The sequence below is a fragment of the Neopusillimonas aromaticivorans genome, from assembly GCF_030344915.1.
GTDB classification, from domain to species: domain Bacteria; phylum Pseudomonadota; class Gammaproteobacteria; order Burkholderiales; family Burkholderiaceae_B; genus Neopusillimonas; species Neopusillimonas aromaticivorans.
Map to the genome: position 1 here is coordinate 2,758,467 of NZ_CP128233.1, position 17,277 is coordinate 2,775,743.

At 54.5% G+C, this 17,277-nt stretch carries 18 protein-coding genes and 4 pseudogenes; 12 read left to right on the forward strand and 10 right to left on the reverse strand.

What is annotated here, in order from left to right:
* Positions 1-26: 26 nt before the first annotated feature.
* The 3 genes from N7E01_RS15235 to N7E01_RS15245 are packed head-to-tail and all read right to left on the reverse strand — an operon-like array spanning position 27 to position 2,151.
* On the reverse strand, positions 27-398 hold the full coding sequence (locus N7E01_RS15235; RefSeq protein WP_289173491.1) for a hypothetical protein: 372 nt from the start codon (positions 396-398) through the stop codon (positions 27-29).
* Complete coding sequence (locus N7E01_RS15240) at positions 356-742, reverse strand: metallophosphoesterase family protein (RefSeq protein WP_289173492.1); 387 nt, start codon at positions 740-742, stop codon at positions 356-358. Before N7E01_RS15240 ends, N7E01_RS15235 begins: the two co-directional genes overlap by 43 nt.
* Complete coding sequence (locus tag N7E01_RS15245) at positions 685-2,151, reverse strand: metallophosphoesterase family protein (protein WP_289173493.1); 1,467 nt, start codon at positions 2,149-2,151, stop codon at positions 685-687. The genes N7E01_RS15240 and N7E01_RS15245 overlap by 58 nt, the downstream gene beginning before the upstream one ends.
* A 496-nt stretch (positions 2,152-2,647) precedes the next feature.
* Here N7E01_RS15245 and N7E01_RS15250 point away from each other — a divergent pair.
* The 11 genes and pseudogenes from N7E01_RS15250 (at position 2,648) to N7E01_RS15300 (ending at position 8,371) form a co-directional block, all read left to right on the forward strand.
* Positions 2,648-3,861 (forward strand): annotated as a pseudogene (locus N7E01_RS15250) (sulfatase-like hydrolase/transferase).
* A 61-nt stretch (positions 3,862-3,922) separates the two neighbouring features.
* Positions 3,923-4,594: a hypothetical protein gene (locus N7E01_RS15255; protein WP_289173494.1), complete on the forward strand. Its 672-nt coding sequence runs from the start codon at positions 3,923-3,925 to the stop codon at positions 4,592-4,594.
* The gene (locus tag N7E01_RS15260; RefSeq protein ID WP_289173495.1) at positions 4,563-4,817 is read left to right on the forward strand and encodes a dockerin type I domain-containing protein; all 255 of its coding nucleotides are present in this window, start codon (positions 4,563-4,565) and stop codon (positions 4,815-4,817) included. Before N7E01_RS15255 ends, N7E01_RS15260 begins: the two co-directional genes overlap by 32 nt.
* A gap of 235 nt (positions 4,818-5,052) precedes the next feature.
* Positions 5,053-5,382, forward strand: a complete 330-nt coding sequence (locus N7E01_RS15265) for a type II toxin-antitoxin system PrlF family antitoxin (RefSeq protein WP_289173496.1) — start codon at positions 5,053-5,055, stop codon at positions 5,380-5,382.
* On the forward strand, positions 5,379-5,846 hold the full coding sequence (locus N7E01_RS15270; RefSeq protein ID WP_289173497.1) for a type II toxin-antitoxin system YhaV family toxin: 468 nt from the start codon (positions 5,379-5,381) through the stop codon (positions 5,844-5,846). The genes N7E01_RS15265 and N7E01_RS15270 overlap by 4 nt, the downstream gene beginning before the upstream one ends.
* Before the next feature lie 115 nt (positions 5,847-5,961).
* On the forward strand, positions 5,962-6,396 hold the full coding sequence (locus N7E01_RS15275; protein ID WP_289173498.1) for a transposase: 435 nt from the start codon (positions 5,962-5,964) through the stop codon (positions 6,394-6,396).
* Between the two features lie 40 nt (positions 6,397-6,436).
* On the forward strand, positions 6,437-6,724 hold the full coding sequence (tnpB, locus tag N7E01_RS15280; protein ID WP_289173404.1) for an IS66 family insertion sequence element accessory protein TnpB: 288 nt from the start codon (positions 6,437-6,439) through the stop codon (positions 6,722-6,724).
* Between the two features lie 148 nt (positions 6,725-6,872).
* Positions 6,873-7,034 (forward strand): annotated as a pseudogene (locus N7E01_RS15285) (transposase domain-containing protein); the annotation flags it as partial.
* A gap of 98 nt (positions 7,035-7,132) precedes the next feature.
* Complete coding sequence (gene tnpC, locus N7E01_RS15290; RefSeq protein ID WP_289173405.1) at positions 7,133-7,807, forward strand: IS66 family transposase; 675 nt, start codon at positions 7,133-7,135, stop codon at positions 7,805-7,807.
* Positions 7,788-8,119: pseudogene (locus tag N7E01_RS15295) on the forward strand (IS66 family transposase); the annotation flags it as partial. The gene tnpC and the pseudogene N7E01_RS15295, both read left to right, overlap by 20 nt.
* A gap of 75 nt (positions 8,120-8,194) precedes the next feature.
* Positions 8,195-8,371, forward strand: a complete 177-nt coding sequence (locus N7E01_RS15300) for a transposase domain-containing protein (RefSeq protein WP_289175826.1) — start codon at positions 8,195-8,197, stop codon at positions 8,369-8,371.
* Between the two features lie 491 nt (positions 8,372-8,862).
* Here the strand turns inward: N7E01_RS15300 and N7E01_RS15305 are convergent, their stop codons facing one another.
* The gene (locus N7E01_RS15305; RefSeq protein WP_289173499.1) at positions 8,863-9,105 is read right to left on the reverse strand and encodes an ATP-binding protein; all 243 of its coding nucleotides are present in this window, start codon (positions 9,103-9,105) and stop codon (positions 8,863-8,865) included.
* Between the two features lie 102 nt (positions 9,106-9,207).
* Between N7E01_RS15305 and N7E01_RS15310 the strand changes: the two are divergent.
* Positions 9,208-10,572, forward strand: a pseudogene (locus N7E01_RS15310) (IS5 family transposase); the annotation flags it as partial.
* A gap of 112 nt (positions 10,573-10,684) precedes the next feature.
* On the opposite strand, the gene N7E01_RS15315 reads toward N7E01_RS15310, so the two are convergent.
* From N7E01_RS15315 to N7E01_RS15340, 6 genes are all read right to left on the reverse strand, one after another.
* Positions 10,685-11,140, reverse strand: coding sequence for an ATP-binding protein (locus tag N7E01_RS15315; RefSeq protein WP_289173500.1), 456 nt, complete (start codon positions 11,138-11,140; stop codon positions 10,685-10,687).
* A 131-nt stretch (positions 11,141-11,271) separates the two neighbouring features.
* Positions 11,272-12,792, reverse strand: a complete 1,521-nt coding sequence (gene istA / locus N7E01_RS15320; RefSeq protein WP_289173100.1) for an IS21 family transposase — start codon at positions 12,790-12,792, stop codon at positions 11,272-11,274.
* Positions 12,793-12,913: 121 nt separating this feature from the next.
* The gene (locus tag N7E01_RS15325) at positions 12,914-13,321 is read right to left on the reverse strand and encodes a hypothetical protein (RefSeq protein WP_289173501.1); all 408 of its coding nucleotides are present in this window, start codon (positions 13,319-13,321) and stop codon (positions 12,914-12,916) included.
* A gap of 41 nt (positions 13,322-13,362) precedes the next feature.
* The gene (locus tag N7E01_RS15330; protein WP_289173502.1) at positions 13,363-14,559 is read right to left on the reverse strand and encodes a PIN domain-containing protein; all 1,197 of its coding nucleotides are present in this window, start codon (positions 14,557-14,559) and stop codon (positions 13,363-13,365) included.
* On the reverse strand, positions 14,550-16,196 hold the full coding sequence (locus tag N7E01_RS15335; protein WP_289173503.1) for a tetratricopeptide repeat protein: 1,647 nt from the start codon (positions 16,194-16,196) through the stop codon (positions 14,550-14,552). Before N7E01_RS15335 ends, N7E01_RS15330 begins: the two co-directional genes overlap by 10 nt.
* A 98-nt stretch (positions 16,197-16,294) precedes the next feature.
* Complete coding sequence (locus N7E01_RS15340; protein WP_289173504.1) at positions 16,295-17,197, reverse strand: hypothetical protein; 903 nt, start codon at positions 17,195-17,197, stop codon at positions 16,295-16,297.
* Between the last annotated feature and the right edge of the window lie 80 nt (positions 17,198-17,277).

Genomic DNA, 17,277 nt, shown 5'->3' on the forward strand with positions numbered 1-17,277 from the left:
GGCAAAGCGTGTTGTTGCGCCGACGTTCAGGCAATGCGTTGCAACACCTCGACCATCGTCGGGGTAAGCTGCTTGAACAGTTCTGCGTTGTACGAAGCGCAGTACTGCACGCCCTCTACCTTGCCGTACTTAATGCTTGGGTCCGTCGTGCCATTCTGTGGTCGTGTGGGGTCCATGCTGTCGACCTTGAACACGCTGTCTGGGAGGTACTGGTCATTAGGCGTGTTCAATTGCAAATCGGTTTGAAGGATCTGGTGCTCAGCAATCGCGTATTTGCGCGAGGTCGCAGCAGGTGTGCCGTCGGCCACTTCCGGGTCGACATTGACCGCGATGATGGATACCGTGTCGTCGCTGTTCAGATAAATGTCGAACGTGCGAAATTGCTGCGGAAAGTGCACCAGTGACGAGGTCTCGACCTGCCAGAAGCTTTTTCCGGCACCAGTCGCCCGCCATCGCTGTAAGCGGGCAATGCCTTGACCGTATTCAGGTGCCGGTGGCCGGATATCCACATCAGCAGGTTGGGCGTGTTGTGCAGTTTCTTGATGAGCCCGGGCAACGTTACGGCGTTATCCATGACCGCATGGGGGTCGTTCTGCAAAGGCGTGGCTTGCCCCTTGGGGTTCCACCATTCCATCAGGCTGCCGCTGGCCGCCACGGCAATCGGTATGTGTGCAGCAATAACCATCAATTGGTTATTGGCCTGCCCGGCATCAAGCTCGTCTTGCAGCCAGCGCCAGCGCACGGCATCAAGGAAACCATGTCCATGGATGTCGTGGGAGCCGTCGTCTTCACGCTGGGTGTTGTCCAGCACGATGACCTTGAGCGGGATGCCCGCCTTGGGGACGAAGCTATAGCAGGCAAAACCGTCTTCGCTGCTGCGCAAGGCTTGCGGCACCAGGTCGAAGCCGTGCCCCTTGGGCATCGTGGAGGTATTGAAAAACTCGGCGACCCATTCTTTGCGCAGCAAGGCGCGCCGGTCAGGGTCGGCCGCAACCGTGGGTGCTGACGTAAAACTTTCTTTTTGCCTGCGTACTTGATAGCGCCATAGGGGCTGGCACCATCGATGACACCCATGTAGAACGTATTGCCGTTAATACCGGTGATCGGGTCATTCAGCGTTACTGGCGAGGTCCCCGCAAGGCTGGTCTTCAGGTCGAAGATGACCGGAGGCAAGGCCATGGGTGTTGACTTTGAGGCATTCGGTATCAGCACATCGCCGACTGCCCAGACCTTGTTGCTGACATAGCTGTCGCGAATGCCAAGCGACGGGTCAGCGTCTATGGGCACCGAGCCGATATAAAAGTGATCGTGGTTGCCCAGCACCTGGTACCACGGGATGGACTTGTCAAGGCCAACCGCCTGGAAGGGTTTCTGGAAGTCTACCGTGTCTTCGCCAAGGTGGGTGCCGGAGCTTGGCCTGATGGGCTTGCCATCGAATACATCGATATACCAGCGCACCTCGTTGTAGCGGCCACTGTCGGAGACGTCGCCCAGCGAGATACCGAAATCGAACGGCTCTTGCGCGTGCAAGGCATTGACGGTCTGGATCGCGGCGTCGAGCATTTGTGTGGTGTACATCATCACCGGCGAGTAGACCGACGTCATGCCCGCGCCGTAGGTCGAGTCAGCCTGTTGAATATAAAGCAGCTGGTTGGGCGCTTCTTTGTCGGTGATGTGGATGTCGGTCATGGCAAAGAAACTGGTCAGCTTCTTGCCCCGGGTCGGTGCAGGGTAGTGCCCCGGGGTTGCGAGCAGGTCACGGCGCGGCACGACGTCCAGTCTGTTTCCAAGACGGTATTGGCCGTAGCCGAACTTGTCATAGTCTTGAACCCGGCTTAATTCAGTCGGGTGCAGGCCGTTGTTCGACCCGGGCAAGGAGACGGGAGGGGTCTTGAAGTCGAAGGCGAGCATCTGCTCTGTCGTCTTCCGGACCTTGCGGCCATCAATCGGGTAACGTGGCAGCACAGTGCTCGTGTCGCTGTCACTGCCGATGCCGCAGCCCGTAAGGAAGGAGGCGACGGAGTAGCCGGCGACGATGCTGAACGAGTATTTGAGGAACTGACGCCGGTCTGGTTCAGCTTTGCCCGTGGCAGGGTCCGCCGTAATCGCCGGCGCGCAAGCTTCGATATCCAGTGGGTTCATCTTTTTCATAGGTATAGTTCTCCAGACAATTCCTGGGAGTTCCCGATAGCGTCAACAAAACACGAAGCGGTTTATGGCGGGCAAGCACCCCGCAGCAAAAGGGCGCATGGAAAATACGAGGCTTGGCCGATCAGATGTGCGCGGTTAGGTATCAAATTGTTTCGTCGATTGTAGCCCCGTTGGCTTCGTAGTTTATGTCCTTGTCTCTGTTTTTGTTAAATCGGTACTGTTTCAGCCATTTTTCCATCAGGGGCGCGTTTGTGTGATACTTTTCCGCGGAGCATAAGGCTCAGAATTAAGTCTGAGTGCAGATCCGAGGAGAATAATAATGAAAACGTTGACTTTGCCCAGACGAGGCATTTTTGTTTCACTGATAGTTTCCATGCTAGTGTTGGCGGGCTGCTCTGGTGGCAATGACGATGCAACCGCTGCCGCCCCAGACGCCCCAGACGCTCAAAAACCCAATATCCTTTTTATCGTCATCGATGACTTCGGGCTGGATCAGATGACATCCTACGGCTACGGCGGTGCGGTGCCACCCAAGACACCTAATCTGACGGCGATAGCCAAGGCGGGGCTGCAGTTTCGCTTCGCCTGGGCCATGCCGACCTGCACGCCCACCCGCGCCACTTTTTTACAGGGCGCTACCCATCGGCCACGAACGTCTTAAATGCGGTGGTGTCGACCGACCTGGCCAACTCCGAGATCTCACCCTACGAAGTGACGCTTCCCAAACTGTTGCGTACACAAGGGTATACCAGTGCATTGATCGGCAAGATGCACCTGACGGGTACCGACCGTGATACGGCGCCGAACCTGCCCTATGGCCATCAAACAATGTGGAAGCTGGGCTGGGACTACTTTGACGGCTACCTGGATGGCGCGCCGTTCCCGATTGATACGCGGGCAGGGCTTACGGACGACAGGGCTGCAGGAACCCACCAGTGCGGCTTCATCGCGAATAAAACCATGGATCCCGTCAATGGCGCGGATACCGGCGCTTGCTACGATGTGACCGGCACGTGCGAGTCTATTACGCGCGGTCCCGGCATCAGCACGCCGGGCCGTACGTGCATGGAACGCGGCGGTATTTTTGATCCTGGCCAGTCCTGCCAGGTGAGTCGACCGGGCTACGTGGACTTCAGCACCCAAAATGGTTACTACACGGGCGAATTCGTCCAGAGCTGGTCTGACGGCCGCACGCGCAAAGTCGGTGCCGAGGACCCGTCAGCGCGCGGCTACCGTAGCACCATGGAAACTGACCGCGCCGTAGCCTGGGTACGCCAGCAGGGCCAGCAGACTCCATGGATGATGTCCCTGGGTTATTCCGCCATTCACACCCCGCTTCAGGTCCCTCCTCTGGCCCTGATCTCCGACAGCACCCCAGGCCGGAATGACAATCTGATCTGCTCGCCCGCCAACGATCTTGAGGGCGTGCCCGGTACGGTCACCGCCATGATCGATAATCACATCGTCAGCAACTTGATGGTCGAGGCCATGGATACCGAGATTGGTCGTCTCCTGGTCGAGCTCGGTCTGGCGACTTGGAATCAGGATGGCACGCTGAACTACCAGCCAGAAAAGACCAACACGGTGGTGGTCGTCATGGGCGACAACGGCACCTATGTCAACAGTGTGAAATTCACGGCCCCGGGCGTTTCGACCCCACACGCGCCAAAGCATTTCCTTATCAGACCGGGGTTTCGGTGCCGCTATTGATCGCTGGCCCCATGGTCCAGCAGCCTGGACGTGAAGTCACCCATCCGGTCAGCTCCCCGACTTGTATCGTCTGTTTGCGGAAATCGCCGGCGCTGACGTGGAAGCCAATGTTCCTGCCAACCGTCCGGTCGATGCACAGCCGATGCTGGCCTACCTGACTTCTCCTGGCCAGGGTTCGATCCGCAGTCTGAATTTTTCCGAAATGGGAACCAATTTCAGCAATCCTTCCATGGGCATCGTGCCCCAACCTTGCGTGGTAGAGGCCGCGAATGTGTGTTTCACCATCTTTCCACAGAAAGCGCTGTGCGAAGATCAGGGCGGTTTCTGGTACGGTGCCGGTTCCGACGATAAGGCCGTTCCCCCTGCAGGGTTCAGTCAGTGCGGGCAGGTCATGTCGTACCGAAAGTCCTTGAACCCCAATGATAAGGTCGATGTTCTGCCCGACTCACAGAAGGCGGTCAGCGACGGCACCTACAAGCTGGTGCGCCTGAACCGGAAAACGTATACCATCGCTACCGATAATCCGATAAGTTCGTCATATATCGAGAACCAGAACACGGACGAGCTGTACGAGATCGACATGGCTGTACCGAACCCCAGTGCTCGACCGAAGTGGCAATGCCATCGCGGTTGGCTCGCCCACGATCACGGCTGCGTTGCCCGCCGCAGCTCAACAAGCCTATGTCACGCTGAAAGCGGAAATGGACTGGCGCGATCGCGTCGCTGCGTTTAACTACCAGTACGACACACTTCATTGTCCCGGTGATGGCAATCGCGATGGTGTGGTGGATCAGAACGATCTGGCCCTCTGGGCAGAACTCAGCCAGCGGAACCTGAACAACGGCGTCGCGCAGTCCAGCTGGTACGATCTTAACCACGATGGAAAAACCGATGGGGTAGACCGTGCCTTGATTGAGGCTAATCTGGGGCGCAGCTGCGCCCTGAGTCCGGGCTGAGGCATACGTCACCTCGGGTCTTGAACGGCTGCGCAATCAGGCACCATGGTTGCCACGTTCTACGCCTGGGTGAGCCAAATAGACAAGAATAAACCCGCGTCCGGCGCCCCGATCAAAAGCACACCCAGTTACACCCATTCGAGTCGGGTGTTCCTGGAGGCAATGCAATTGCATTGACAAGACAATGCGACTGCATTACCCTTCAAGCGTTAACCCAGATCCGCAGGAGACTGCCATGGCCGCAACCCTCGAAGTCGAATCCACACTCACCGATCGCTACCAGACCACGGTGCCGGAAACCGTGCGTCGTGCCCTCAAGCTGGGCAAGCGCGACAAGATCCACTACACCATTCACCCCAGCGGCGATGTGGTGCTGACGCGCGTCGAAGCATCCGACGGTGATGACCCGGTGCTTGGTCAGTTCCTCGCGTTCCTGGCCGCCGACATCACTCGTCATCCCGAGCGGCTGCAAGCTGTGGATGCCGGCCTCGCCCAGCGGCTCCAGGCGCTGGTCGGCGGCGTCGATGTCGATCTCAATGCCGCCCTGTCGGCAGACGATGAATGAGCGCAAGGAAGCCTGAGCCCTTGGTCATTCATGGCTGGACGGTCTTTGCCCATCCGTTGTTCCTCGCACAGATTGAAGCGCTGGTGCGGCAGGTCGAGAGCCTGAAGCAGAAGGACCCGGCCGGGTACGTAAAAAAGAACGCCAGCAAGCGGCTGGCTGCTATCACCAAACTGGCGTTCGATGTCATCCCGCAAGATCCGACGCGACCGGAGTACCGCCAGGGTGGGGCGCTCGGTGACGATCACAAGCACTGGTTCCGGGCCAAGTTCTTCCAGCAGTACCGCCTATTCTTCCGCTACCACGCCCCGAGCAAAGTGATTGTCTACGCCTGGGTGAGTGACGAAGACACCAAGCGCGCCTACGAAAGCAGCGACGACGCCTACCGGGTGTTCCGCAAGATGCTGGAAAGCGGGCATCCGCCTGATGACTGGGATCAGCTCCTGGCTGAGGCCGTAACCAAATAGACAAGAAAAAACCCGCAGAACGAGTGTTCATGCGTAAGCGTTCAGCCAACCCCATCTTGAATCCGCTGACGCTGTGTTAGAGCATACGTGTCCATTTATTTTTCCATGGACACGTATGCACCAAGATACTAATGGTCGGCGTCGGCGCCGCAAACACTCCCCTGCGTACAAGGCCGAACTGGTCCAGCAGTGCTTAAGCAGCGGTGCCTCGCTGGCCGCTATCGCACTTGATCACGGTTTGAATGCAAACCTTTTACGTCGATGGGTCATTGAGCATGAACGTTTGGGGCTGCATACCCTTGACGATGCACCCACAGACCCGGTGCCTGTGCCAGCACCTGCGGGGGCATTGCCTGAGTTTATTGCTTTGGGGCCGCCAACGTCGACCTCGTTGCTGATGCCCGCCTCAGCGCATCGTCACGAACGTGCCCCAACGGCTGATGCTACCGTGCGGGTCGAGCTGAGCGCAACGCGGATGAACATTACACTGCATTGGCCGTCTTCGAACAGCCAGGCACTGGCGCACGTGCTGCGGGAATTGATGGCATGATCCGTATCGACCAGGTCTGGATGGCCGTTGAGCCCTGGATATGCGGGCCGGTGCCGATACGGCCCTGGCACGGGTTGTGCGGGTCTTTGGCGCTGCGCATCCGCATCATGCGTATGTGTTTGCCAACAAACGGGCCAATCGCATGAAGGTATTGGTTCATGACGGCATCGGCGTCTGGTTGGTGGCACGGCGTCTGAATCAAGGCCATTTCATGTGGTCAAATGACGGCCATGGCAGCGTATCACTCACTCACGAGCAGCTCGATGCCCTGGTGCTGGGCTTGCCTTGGCAGCGTATCGGTGAGGCTGGCATTATCCGTCTGGTTTAACCCTAAAAGATCGTCATTCTGCAATCGGGGACGTTGCCAATAGCCGGCGCACAGGCGCTGTGTAACACTACGCCTCATGATGACGAACACGCCCGATGACCTTGACCAGCTAGACGCGCACCAGTTGCGCGAACTGGCGCGTCAGCTCATGCTGGCCAATGCGCGCAAAGATCAAGACATCACGTTCAAAGCGGCGCGTATCACGGCGTTGTCTCACGAGATTGCCATCTTGCGCCGGCACAAGTTCGGCCAGAAAAGCGAGCAATTGGGCGGTGAACAGGCGTTGTTGTTCGATGAGGCCGTGGGCGAAGACCTTGAGGCCATCGAGCGCGAACTTAATAAACTTAAAACCCGCCTGCTGCGGGTGAACCGCGCGATAAACCGCGCCGTGCGGCCTTGCCGCCCGAGTTGCCCCGCACCACCATCCACCATGAACCGGCGTCCACAACCTGCGATTGTGGCTGCCAGCTCAAGCGTATTCGTGAAGACGTCAGCGAGAAGCTGGACTACACCCCAGGCACCTTCAGCGTTGAGCGTCATGTGCGTGGGGTCTGGGCGTGTACACACTGCCAGTCAATGACGCAGGCTTCGATGCCCGCGTACATCATCGACAAAGGCATCGCCGCCGTGGGGTTGCTGGCCCAGATCCTGATCGCCAAATATGCCGATCATTTACCCCTGTATCGCCAGGAAGCGATCTTCAAGCGCGACGGCATGCACATCCCGCGCTCGAGCATGGCCCAATGGGTCGGGCAATGCGGTCATGAACTGCAACCACTGGTCGACGCCCTGCGTCGGTGTATCTTGCAACACCGTATCCTCCATGCCGACGAAACCCCGGTGCGCATGCTCAAGCCCGGTAGCGGCAAGACCCATAAGGCCTATTTCTGGACCTATGCACCGGGCAAGTTCGAGTCCTTGAAGGCCGTCATCTACGACTTCAATGAGGGTCGAGCAGGTCTCTATGCCCGCGAGTTCCTGGGGATTGGCAAGGTCAGCTGGTCGTTGATGACTACTCGGGCTACAACGCCTTGTTCCGCCAGGGGTGACCGAGCTTGGTTGTATGGCCCACGCGCGCCGTAAATACTTCGACCTGCACAAGAACAACCAGAGCCCTGTGGGTCAACGGGCTCTGGAATTGATTGGCGAACTTTACGCGATCGAGCGCGAGGTAGCGACCCTGTCTCCCGCCCAACGCCTGGCGCTACGACAAGAAAAAGCCAAGCCCTGGCCGATGCCCTGCACACCTGGATGTTGGTCCAACGCCAGCGGGTATTGAATGGTACCGGCACGGCCAAGGCACTGGATTACAGCCTGAAACGCTGGGCGGCACTGACCCGCTATCTGGACGATCCGTTCGTCCCAATCGACAACAATCATATCGAGCAACAGATCAGACCCGTGGCCGTTGGAAGATCCAACTGGCTCTTTGCAGGCTCATTGCGTGCCGGTAAACGCGCGGCCGCGATTATGAGTCTGATTCAATCGGCCAAGCTCAATGGACTGAACCCGCATGCCTATCTGAAGGATGTGCTCACGCGTCTGCCGACACACCCAAACAGCCGGATCGACGAGCTGCTACCCCACAACTGGGTGGCACCTGAGACTAACGGCGTCGACGCCGTTTCTGAAAAAATTTGCGCTTGAGGTAGGGAGGGGAATGTAGTTCCCCAGACGCTTACGTTCATGCGGGTTTTGTGGCGTTAAGCATAAGTTGGCCAGAAATAAAGCATATGTTGGCACCAAACTAAAGGGCTTGGCCCTTTATGGAAGCCCTCAATAAAGCATAATTTGACACTTCGTGCAGAAATAAACCAAAAGATGGCACAGAAAATAAGCGTTTGATTATAAAAGGAGTCTTCTTCCGCTCTGCATCGACTGTTCCAATCCAATGGACTAGTTATTCATTCCGTCATCCATAACCAGAAGCGGTTGAGGACTGCACATTAAAACTTTCAATTTTGGAAATCCGACCTCCTCTGAGTTCGCCGCCAATTCGAATGCGTGCTTCAGACCTCTTAGAGCATATCCGTAACTTTTGAGTATGGATTGTTTTTGGTATTCCTGCGCACCCGGATGTCAATGGCCATTATTTTTGACCCACTTTTGGCCAATAAAATTGACCCACCCATTGTTTGTTAACTGGATGTTTTCTGCTTCAGTCGGTAGCTCTCGCCTCCCAGCATAAAGATGTTTGAGTGATGGATAACGCGGTCAATGATCGGGATGGCCACGTTATCGTGATGGAAGAACTCACCCCAATCGGTGAAGTCTTTGTTGGTGGTCAGGATGATGGATCGGTACTCGTACAGCGCATTCACGAGCTGGAACAAGTTGAACCGGGCCTGAGCCGTCATGGGTAAATAGTCGGCCCTGAACAATCCCCGTAACCCGCATAAACATTGAAGATTGGGGCAATTTCCGATACCCGGAACTCCCGGTTTGTTGTCCAATAGAGGCTATTTTCTGGGAGTTTTATTTCGATGTTTGCCTGCCCTGCCACCGATGATTTTTTCCGTTCTCGCATTGATCAGATGATTGACCTTCGTCATCCGTTGGCGGTGTTGTCCTCGCGCATGCCATGGCAAGAACTTGAGGCACGGGTGGCCCATCTGTTTGTTCGTAAAGCCCACACGGGGGTCGCGATGCCGGACCTGGATTTGTTTGGCGAGAAGCCGCAGCGTCAGTCTTCGCGCAGCAACGCGGGTCGCCCACGTGTGCCGCTTCGGATCATGATTTCGCTGCTGTATCTGAAGCATGCGTTCAACGAATCGGATGAGGGCGTGGTTGAGCGTTGGGGTGAAACCCCAACATGGCAGTTCTTTGCGGGTCAGGCGTATTTCGAACACCACCGTCCCTGCGACGCCACCACGCTGGTCAAGTTTCGCAAGCTGTTGGGCGAAGAAGGGGTTGAAGAGTTGCTGGCACAGACCATCAACGTGGCCGTCGAACTCAAGCTGATCAAGCCCCAGGAGTTGAGCCGCGTGATTGTGGACAGCACCGTGCAGGAGAAGGCAATTGCACATCCCACGGACAGCCGCCTGTTAGAGACCGCGCGGATCAAACTGGTGGATGCCGCCAAAGCGGTGGGCATTTCGCTCAAGCAAACCTTTGCCAAAGAAGGTGCACAACTGAGCCGCCAGGCGGGCCGTTATGCCCATGCCCGCCAGTTCAAACGCATGCGCCGGGCCATTAAACGTCAACGAACCATTGTGGGTCGCTTGTCGCGTGAGATGGATCGCAAGGCCAATGTGCTCGGTCAGGCGGTACGCGCCGCCCTGGATCAGGTCTTGAACAAGGCAAATCGTATCGCGGCCCAAAGCGCTCAGCGCAAGAGCGTCAAAGGCCAGCCCAAGCTGTACGCCTGGCACGCCCCGGAAGTCGACTGCATCAGCAAGGGTAAAGCGCGTCGGCCCTATGAGTTCGGTGTAAAGGTCGGGATTGCCAGCACGTTCAAGGGCAATTTGATCGTAGGCGCACGGGCGTTTCATCGTAATCCGTACGATGGGCATACGCTCAATGAGCAGCTTGAACAGGCCACGATTCTGATGCAAGACTGTGCGCCGGCACCCGACACGGTCTTTGTAGACCTGGGTTACCGGGGCGTGGATGCCGATAATCCGCAGATGCGCATTGTGCATCGGGGCAAACCCAAAAGGCTGACGGCGTTGGAACGAAAGCAACTGAAACGCCGTCAGGCCATTGAACCGATCATCGGTCATTTGAAAGCGGATCACCGGATGGATCGCTGCCACCTTAAGGGTGAAGACGGCGACAAGTTGCATGCCGTGTTGTGTGCGGCGGGTTACAACATCAAATGGTTGTTGCGCATGATTGCCAAGAAGGGGTAGCCTTCTTGCATGCGTTTTTTGCGCCTGAAAAAAGGCAGCCTTCAGAACGCATTTTTGACGATATTGGCGTGGTTGGGGAATACCGACCGCTCAAATCGCCAGAGCAGTGTCATGAAACGTGCGCTGGTGACGGCATGACGCGGCGTGTTGAGCGGTCGTTTTCGGCCAAAATGAATAAATCAGGTTGGACTAAATAGCCGAGTTCATCAATGATCAACATATCGAATTTGGCCAGCTGGCTGATCCGTTTTTTGAGCTCGCCTTTCATCTCGGCCAGCTCCAAGTCTTCCACCAGATCAAGCGCGGTGCGGAATAACACTTTGTAGCCCGCCTGGATCGCTTTCTGGCCAATCCCAATGGCCAGATGGGTCTTGCCCACACCGGGCGGGCCGATGAAGACCACGTTCTCGCGATTATCGATAAACCCGAAGTCCAGCAACGCATTGACCTGACGCTTGGTGATCGTGGTCTGATGGCGGTAGTCGAAGTCCTCCAGATGCTTGTCCAAGGGTAGACCGGCACTGGCGGTGGTGGCGACTGATACGGCTGCGGGTGCGTTCGGCAATTTCGTGCTCGGCCAGCATCTGGGCGAAGCTCAAGTGTGACAGGTCATTGGCCTCGGCCTGCGAGACCAGACCCACAAGGTCACGGCCGATGGCGCTTAAACGTAAGCTGCGATATTGTGCGCTGGTGTGCTCAAGCTGGCTCATGGGTCATCTCCTGTCCAGCAGAATGGCCAACAAGGGCGTAGGCACCCAGATCCAGAGGTTCGAACCAAGACTGACCAGACATCGGCTGATCGACGATGCGCCCGCGTTGTCGGGCCTGCTCATTCGCTTGCAGATAACGCTTAAGCAGACTGGCCGTCAGCTCATGGCGCTGCGACAGGCCGGTGATCAAGGTCATATTCAGCGGCATATGGGCCTGCAACAGCGAACGCACTGCGACGAGCTGGTCCCTATAGATTCGTGGGGATGTCCGTTTGAGCACCGCACATAATGCCAGGGCTGTGTCCGTTGGCATCATGCTCATAATCGCCTGTTCCAGGTCGCTGATACGCTGAGCATGGTCCCGGTAATGGTGACTATTCTTGACGATCCGGCCCCGCTCAGAACACACCGCGTGCACAGCAATCGTTTCGCCTGTTGCAAGGTCAGTGATCCTCAACCCATCGTCTTGTTCACACACACCGACGTTGGACTGCTGCCAAGCCATGGGCACGGAGTACTTGGTCGACTTCCATGAGATGAGGCCTGTCTTGTCGGCGCGCCGTGTTTGAACGCTGACCGCCCCAGTGGTCAGGCTGGCGGGGGATAGGTAAGGACGAAGGTGCTGACGTTCTTCATCTTCAAAGTGTGCTCGAGGCACTCGCCCTGTCGTGCCATGAACACGGGCATTGGCCACGTGATCAAGCCAGCGTTGGACATGCTCACGCAGTGCTTGTTCGCTGGCAAACTCCTCACCATAAAAACAATCCTGCTTAACGTATTTCACGCCTGCTTCTACTTTGCCTTTGCTCTCGGGGTCGTAACCCTCGCAGGCATGGATGCGGAATCCTGCCATGGTGGCAAACTCATGGAAGCGCTGGTTAACTGTCAATTCGCGATACTGCTCGCTGAGCACGACGAGCTTGGTCTGATCATACACACATTCTTCGGTGACACCGCCGAAGTAACGAAAGGCCTCATCATGCAATTGAATGAAGGCTGTGGTGTTCAGTGGCTTGAATGAGAGACCGACATACATCAAGCGCGAGCAGGAGAGCACGAACACCACAAAGTACACGGTTCGTTCTTGCCCACCCACAAGAACGCCACGCAGTTCACCTGGATCTACCTGGCACTGGATGCCGGGCATCAATTGCAGCACGGGTTCGTAATAGCGGGCCTGGCCTGTGGCGACGAGTTCTTTTAACGCCTGCACGTAGCGACGAATGCTGCGCGACGACACGCCCAACTCGCCCACACGTTGCTGTAGCCGACGCGCCAACTTGACCGCACTCAGCTGGGGAAAATGCTGAAGCTGATGGATCAGAAAGTCCCGATGCGCGTCCAGACGTTTATGCCGCGACCGATCCTCTTGAAGGATGCTGATCTGCGTTTCTTCCATCTGCAAATACTTGCGCACCGTATTGCGCGAAATCCCTAGCTCGTGACTGATGCCACGGATCGACATGCCATTGCCCTGGTCATACAGCCCTTTAATCTTGTGAATCACAACCCACTCCTTCACTACCGCGCTCCCGTTGCCCTTGATCTATGGGCAGGAACGCTACATGTTTCGTGGCCTCGCAGCCACCGGCAGGTGGGTCAAAATTGTTGGCCATAACTGGGTCAGTTTAATTGGCCATTAACACCGGATAACAGTATTCATCCGGGTCCGGAAGCAGCAACCTTTGAATAAAAGAATTGAGCTCTTCTCCAAGGTTGGGTGGGCTATCTTTATGCCGAGCTAGACCTATCGTTAAATGTTTCAAAACCTCCACAAACACGTTCAACCGTGCTCCAGTGAGGGCTAGAGTCTCCATAAATTCCAGGCAAACGTCATAAGCGCTTATAAAATCTATGCTTGGGTTAGAGATAGTTTTCTGAAATTGGCGAAGACCAAAATTTACCCAGTCTTTTCCTTGTCTCGCCATAAACACTAAATCAATCGCTCGCAGAGAGATGAAGTCGTGATTGGCGTAAAACATCTTCAAAATTGCCGCCGAATAGGCGTGAGCGGCCAGCAGGCCAGCGTTATGCATGTGAGCAAGGACTGCTTGAGGCCACACACCTGATATTGAAGCTAGTGAGGCAATACGTCGAAAACGACCATCGACGGTAAAAAGGTATGCATTTTTTCTTCCGCTAGCAAAAGTACCGAGTGTTCTTCATAAGTCAGCACGGGTTGTATTTTGCCAATGGTTTCGTTCTCCTGCTCAAGACCATACGCAGGTGCCACCTCGCAATACGACTCTATCGCATACTCCATAGCTTCTAGCTGACACAAGTTGGAGTTTTGGTGCTCCTTCGTCGTTTCCACAACGCCAAGCTTTCCATCTTTTTCAAACATCGTGGCGTGCGAACTGGGCTCAGTTTTTGCTTTCTCCAACTCGGCATGAATCATGTCTCTTGAAACAGAGGAAATCCAAACCTTGGGCAAGCCTCCAAGCACAGACACGCAATTAAAATTCACGAGAAGAGCAAGCGTTGCCGCGTCAATCACGTAGGCCTGCTCCGAGTTCGCTAATGATACGGCCGCCATTTGGCGCTCTTCGGGCGTGCCTGTCGACACAAACAAGGCTGGTAGCTCTGGGCCCCAGCTTCGGACAGCATCAACAGGACTTCTTCCCACCAGTTCCGAAAATTTTCCCAAGGTAAATGGATGGTTTTCGTACAGTTGACATGCTTTCCTAGTGTGTGCGCTGTGACGCTGTAGTTCTTCAAGCAGTGGGTCCAGGTTAATGTCTCCATCATCCTGGGTCTTCATAGAAAAGGTTACGAAATTAGACGAAGGAGATGGAGACTCTGTGGCTAAATCGCGAGCCAAAATGAGTAAACGCAGATAAGCCGAGCTCACGGTTACCACTTCAACTTCGAGCTGCGTACCTAAAGGCCCTGGCAAGATAAGTTTCTTTCCTGTAGCAGCCCCAAGTAAGTGTTGAGCATATTGTGAGGAGGATGAGACGAACTCTGATGCAGCAGGCAGCTCCTCCATCCCAGAGGGGTCAATTGTGACTTTCCAAAGCTTACCTGAGTCCTCCTTCAATTGGACGCTTGTGCCGGGCTGGACGACGGCCAAGCTATCTTGCATATACTTCGATTTTTCTATGTTTAGTAGCAGGCATGCGGAGAAGAATGCAGATGCTGATTCGATGCTATTTAAGTTTTTTCGATGAAGACGATATAAGCGTTGCATGCCATTATCAATCAGTCCGTATCGAATTTCTTGAACCGAAATCTGTACGATTTGCTGAATTGAACCTTCCAGTTCTAAGGGCATGGTGTCCAAAAATCGCGCACGACAACGGCAGGTTTCAAACGTACAAGAGTCTGCAGATTCAATAGCCAGCTAGATGCCTGTTTGGGACAGCTTTCAAGCTCTGCCTTTGCTACGCCCTCTACGAACGACCAGTCTCCTGCGGATTGACCAAGCTCCAATGCTAGAAACCGAGCTTTATCGTCTTCTACCCAGCCAGCGGGGAAACCTTCGATGAGTTTCTTTGCCTTCCGTCGGTTATCTGTTTTCACGTAACAACGTAATAACCGGACATGCCAATCACTAAACTGGTTTTTTGGCAGGACCCTTTCGTAATGCTGTAAAGCTTCCCTATAGCGCCGCATGTCATACAACAAATCGGCTAACAGCATAGACTCGGTTCTATCTTTATCACTCGCAAGCCGTAAAAGCTGATTAAGTACAACCTCCGCTGATGCCTCTTCTTTTTCTTCAAGATAAATACGGGCGGCCATAGATAGCAGATGCAAGTCCGTTTCTTGTACTAGGTCGTAGGATAAAACCTCTTTTTTGGCCTGCGCCGGCTCTCCCGAGTTTACGAGAGCGAGCCACCGTAGCGCCGTCAACATTTTTGAGAGCGTTGGGTTTCCTGAGCTCGCTGTTTCTATGGCTTTCTCAACTAAATCAAGACGGCCTTCATTGGCGGCATTTTGTGCAATGCTTATTAAGTTCTCATCGTCCAATTGCTCAATGTATTGAGATGCTTTTTCCCAGTATTCAGGATGACGTCCAAGACGATTCAAGGCATCTAGCTCCACTCTGAGCAAGTTTGGGCAGCTTAATTTATGCGCATGAGCATCCTGAGCAACTCTTAGAGCCATCTCTGCTTCGTTCAGCATCAAGTACGCGTATCCAAGATATGCCGCGGTATCCGCCACAACCAAAGAACTTTGGACAGGCCACAAATGCTCGGACCATGGCTCAAAGGCAGCCGTTACTTTTTTGAGCTGCTCGGCAGACCCAGGCTCGAGAATCCGGTAGGATAAAGAACCACCACTATTAATGATGTTCTCAACCACTACCGTAAGAGCAGTGTTGCGGGTATAAAATCCGACAGATTTAGAGTCTAGTGCTGTAAGAGCCAATTCGATGGCTGTTGTCCACTCACCGCGCTGTTTAGCTGCCCACGCCAGTATCTGCAGAACATCAGTCTCTTTTCGATGTGCAGGGGGAATAAGAGCACAGTCAATCTGTGCGTTCTGCGTAATCTTGGCATGCAATACGGACAACAAAATCGGTAATGAATCAGGAAATCGCTCTAATGCGATATTCGCTTCTTCAATTGCCTGTTCGGCATTGTTTGTAAGGACTAGCCCTCTTATTCGAGCAGAGACAGCTTTCTCATTGTCCTTATCAAGTTCACCCGCTTTTAGAAAATCAGCAGCGGCCTGCTCCTCACTGCCCAGATGCCAATGACAAACACCTCGCTGTTGATACCATCGAGCCTTCTGGGCATTATCGAAGGGTTGCAGGTCCTTCCCGATGGTTCCAATATCATCGAGAGCTATCTCATAAAGGCAGTTATTTAGCTTTTCAGAGATAGCATCCAACTGCCTGGTAATCAGCTTGTTGGCGGAGGACTCTTGGGAGGAAGACTGAATAAACCCTTCTTGTGTAAACAACGGACTATGTCGCCTACCCATCGGTGAGGCATCCATTCCCGAATGAGCATAGCCAGAACTATTCTGGCGAGGAGACGCGGAATCAGTAAGGTCGCCACTTAAAGGAGTCCTAACGAAGCTCCTGTGCTTGCCCTGTCTCTGTGAGCCCTTAGTGCAGGAACCCAATGTGGTGGCAAATGCGCGTCAATAGTCTCTAAATTCACTGATGCAGCAGTTGAATTGAACGACAGACTGGTATCAACGAGTAGAGCCCATGCGGATGCTGGATGTGGTGCCAGCTCTGCCCCTAATACCCATGCTATCTCTGTCAGGGCTGAAGCGTGCTCATTAGAACCTTCATCGTCCACGCTATGTGAGACGAAAAGAAGATGTTTCCAAAATAGAAATTGTTCTTCATCGGGCAAGGGTGACGACGTAATTTCCTCTATGAAAGAGCGGACTACGGCTAATGCCCCTCGCTTTGCTGTCGAGCTAAAACCCGCAGTAATAGCTTTCCGCTGGAAATCCTCGCAGTCTAAGGATGTCTTTGCAATCTTAGATAGCTCTTTGGCACCATTGATTTTGGGAGACAAACTTTCATCGTATGCCAAAACAATACGGTCTCGATTTCGTTCGAACTTTTCATGATTTTGGAAATCTAGCCACGCTGCCGTAATGGCTTCCTTAAATTTTCCGTCGGAGGCGTTAGCGGAAAGTGAGCGCTTAACTTGAATGAGGGCCTTAGCTTTTTGGCCAGCCGAGTTTGTGAGTTCGCAGACTAAATCGTCGGTTTCGTGACCATCAATTTTTGCTTGAAAGCTCAAGCTGGTGATTCGACTGTCGCGTTGTAGGGATGTGAGCTTACCGATGAGCATGGCCCATAAGTAAGTGGCTTGAATCTTGGCTTCGTAGTGACCGCCAGCGCCTCCCGTCGAGGCGGGATTCGAAAGTGATTTATACGGAGAGCGCTGTTCTACCGCTTTTGAGAGGCCAGTGTTCTCCTGCGTCTTTTTCTTCACCATGCCGTAATTCGATGTACCTCTTGTCTATTTCACTCAGGAACCTGAAAATCCATTTTGCCGCATTTCACGAAAACATCAAT

Coding starts and splice junctions, on each gene's coding strand:
- N7E01_RS15275 (WP_289173498.1), top strand. CDS start 5,962: ATGCACCAAGATACTAATGGTCGGCGTCGGCGCCGCAAACACTCCCCT.
- N7E01_RS15300 (WP_289175826.1), top strand. CDS start 8,195: ATGAGTCTGATTCAATCGGCCAAGCTCAATGGACTGAACCCGCATGCC.
- N7E01_RS15245 (WP_289173493.1), bottom strand. CDS start 2,151: ATGAAAAAGATGAACCCACTGGATATCGAAGCTTGCGCGCCGGCGATT.
- N7E01_RS15270 (WP_289173497.1), top strand. CDS start 5,379: ATGAGCGCAAGGAAGCCTGAGCCCTTGGTCATTCATGGCTGGACGGTC.
- N7E01_RS15325 (WP_289173501.1), bottom strand. CDS start 13,321: ATGCATAACGCTGGCCTGCTGGCCGCTCACGCCTATTCGGCGGCAATT.
- N7E01_RS15265 (WP_289173496.1), top strand. CDS start 5,053: ATGGCCGCAACCCTCGAAGTCGAATCCACACTCACCGATCGCTACCAG.
- N7E01_RS15260 (WP_289173495.1), top strand. CDS start 4,563: ATGGACTGGCGCGATCGCGTCGCTGCGTTTAACTACCAGTACGACACA.
- N7E01_RS15340 (WP_289173504.1), bottom strand. CDS start 17,197: ATGGTGAAGAAAAAGACGCAGGAGAACACTGGCCTCTCAAAAGCGGTA.
- tnpB (WP_289173404.1), top strand. CDS start 6,437: ATGCGGGCCGGTGCCGATACGGCCCTGGCACGGGTTGTGCGGGTCTTT.
- N7E01_RS15330 (WP_289173502.1), bottom strand. CDS start 14,559: ATGCCCTTAGAACTGGAAGGTTCAATTCAGCAAATCGTACAGATTTCG.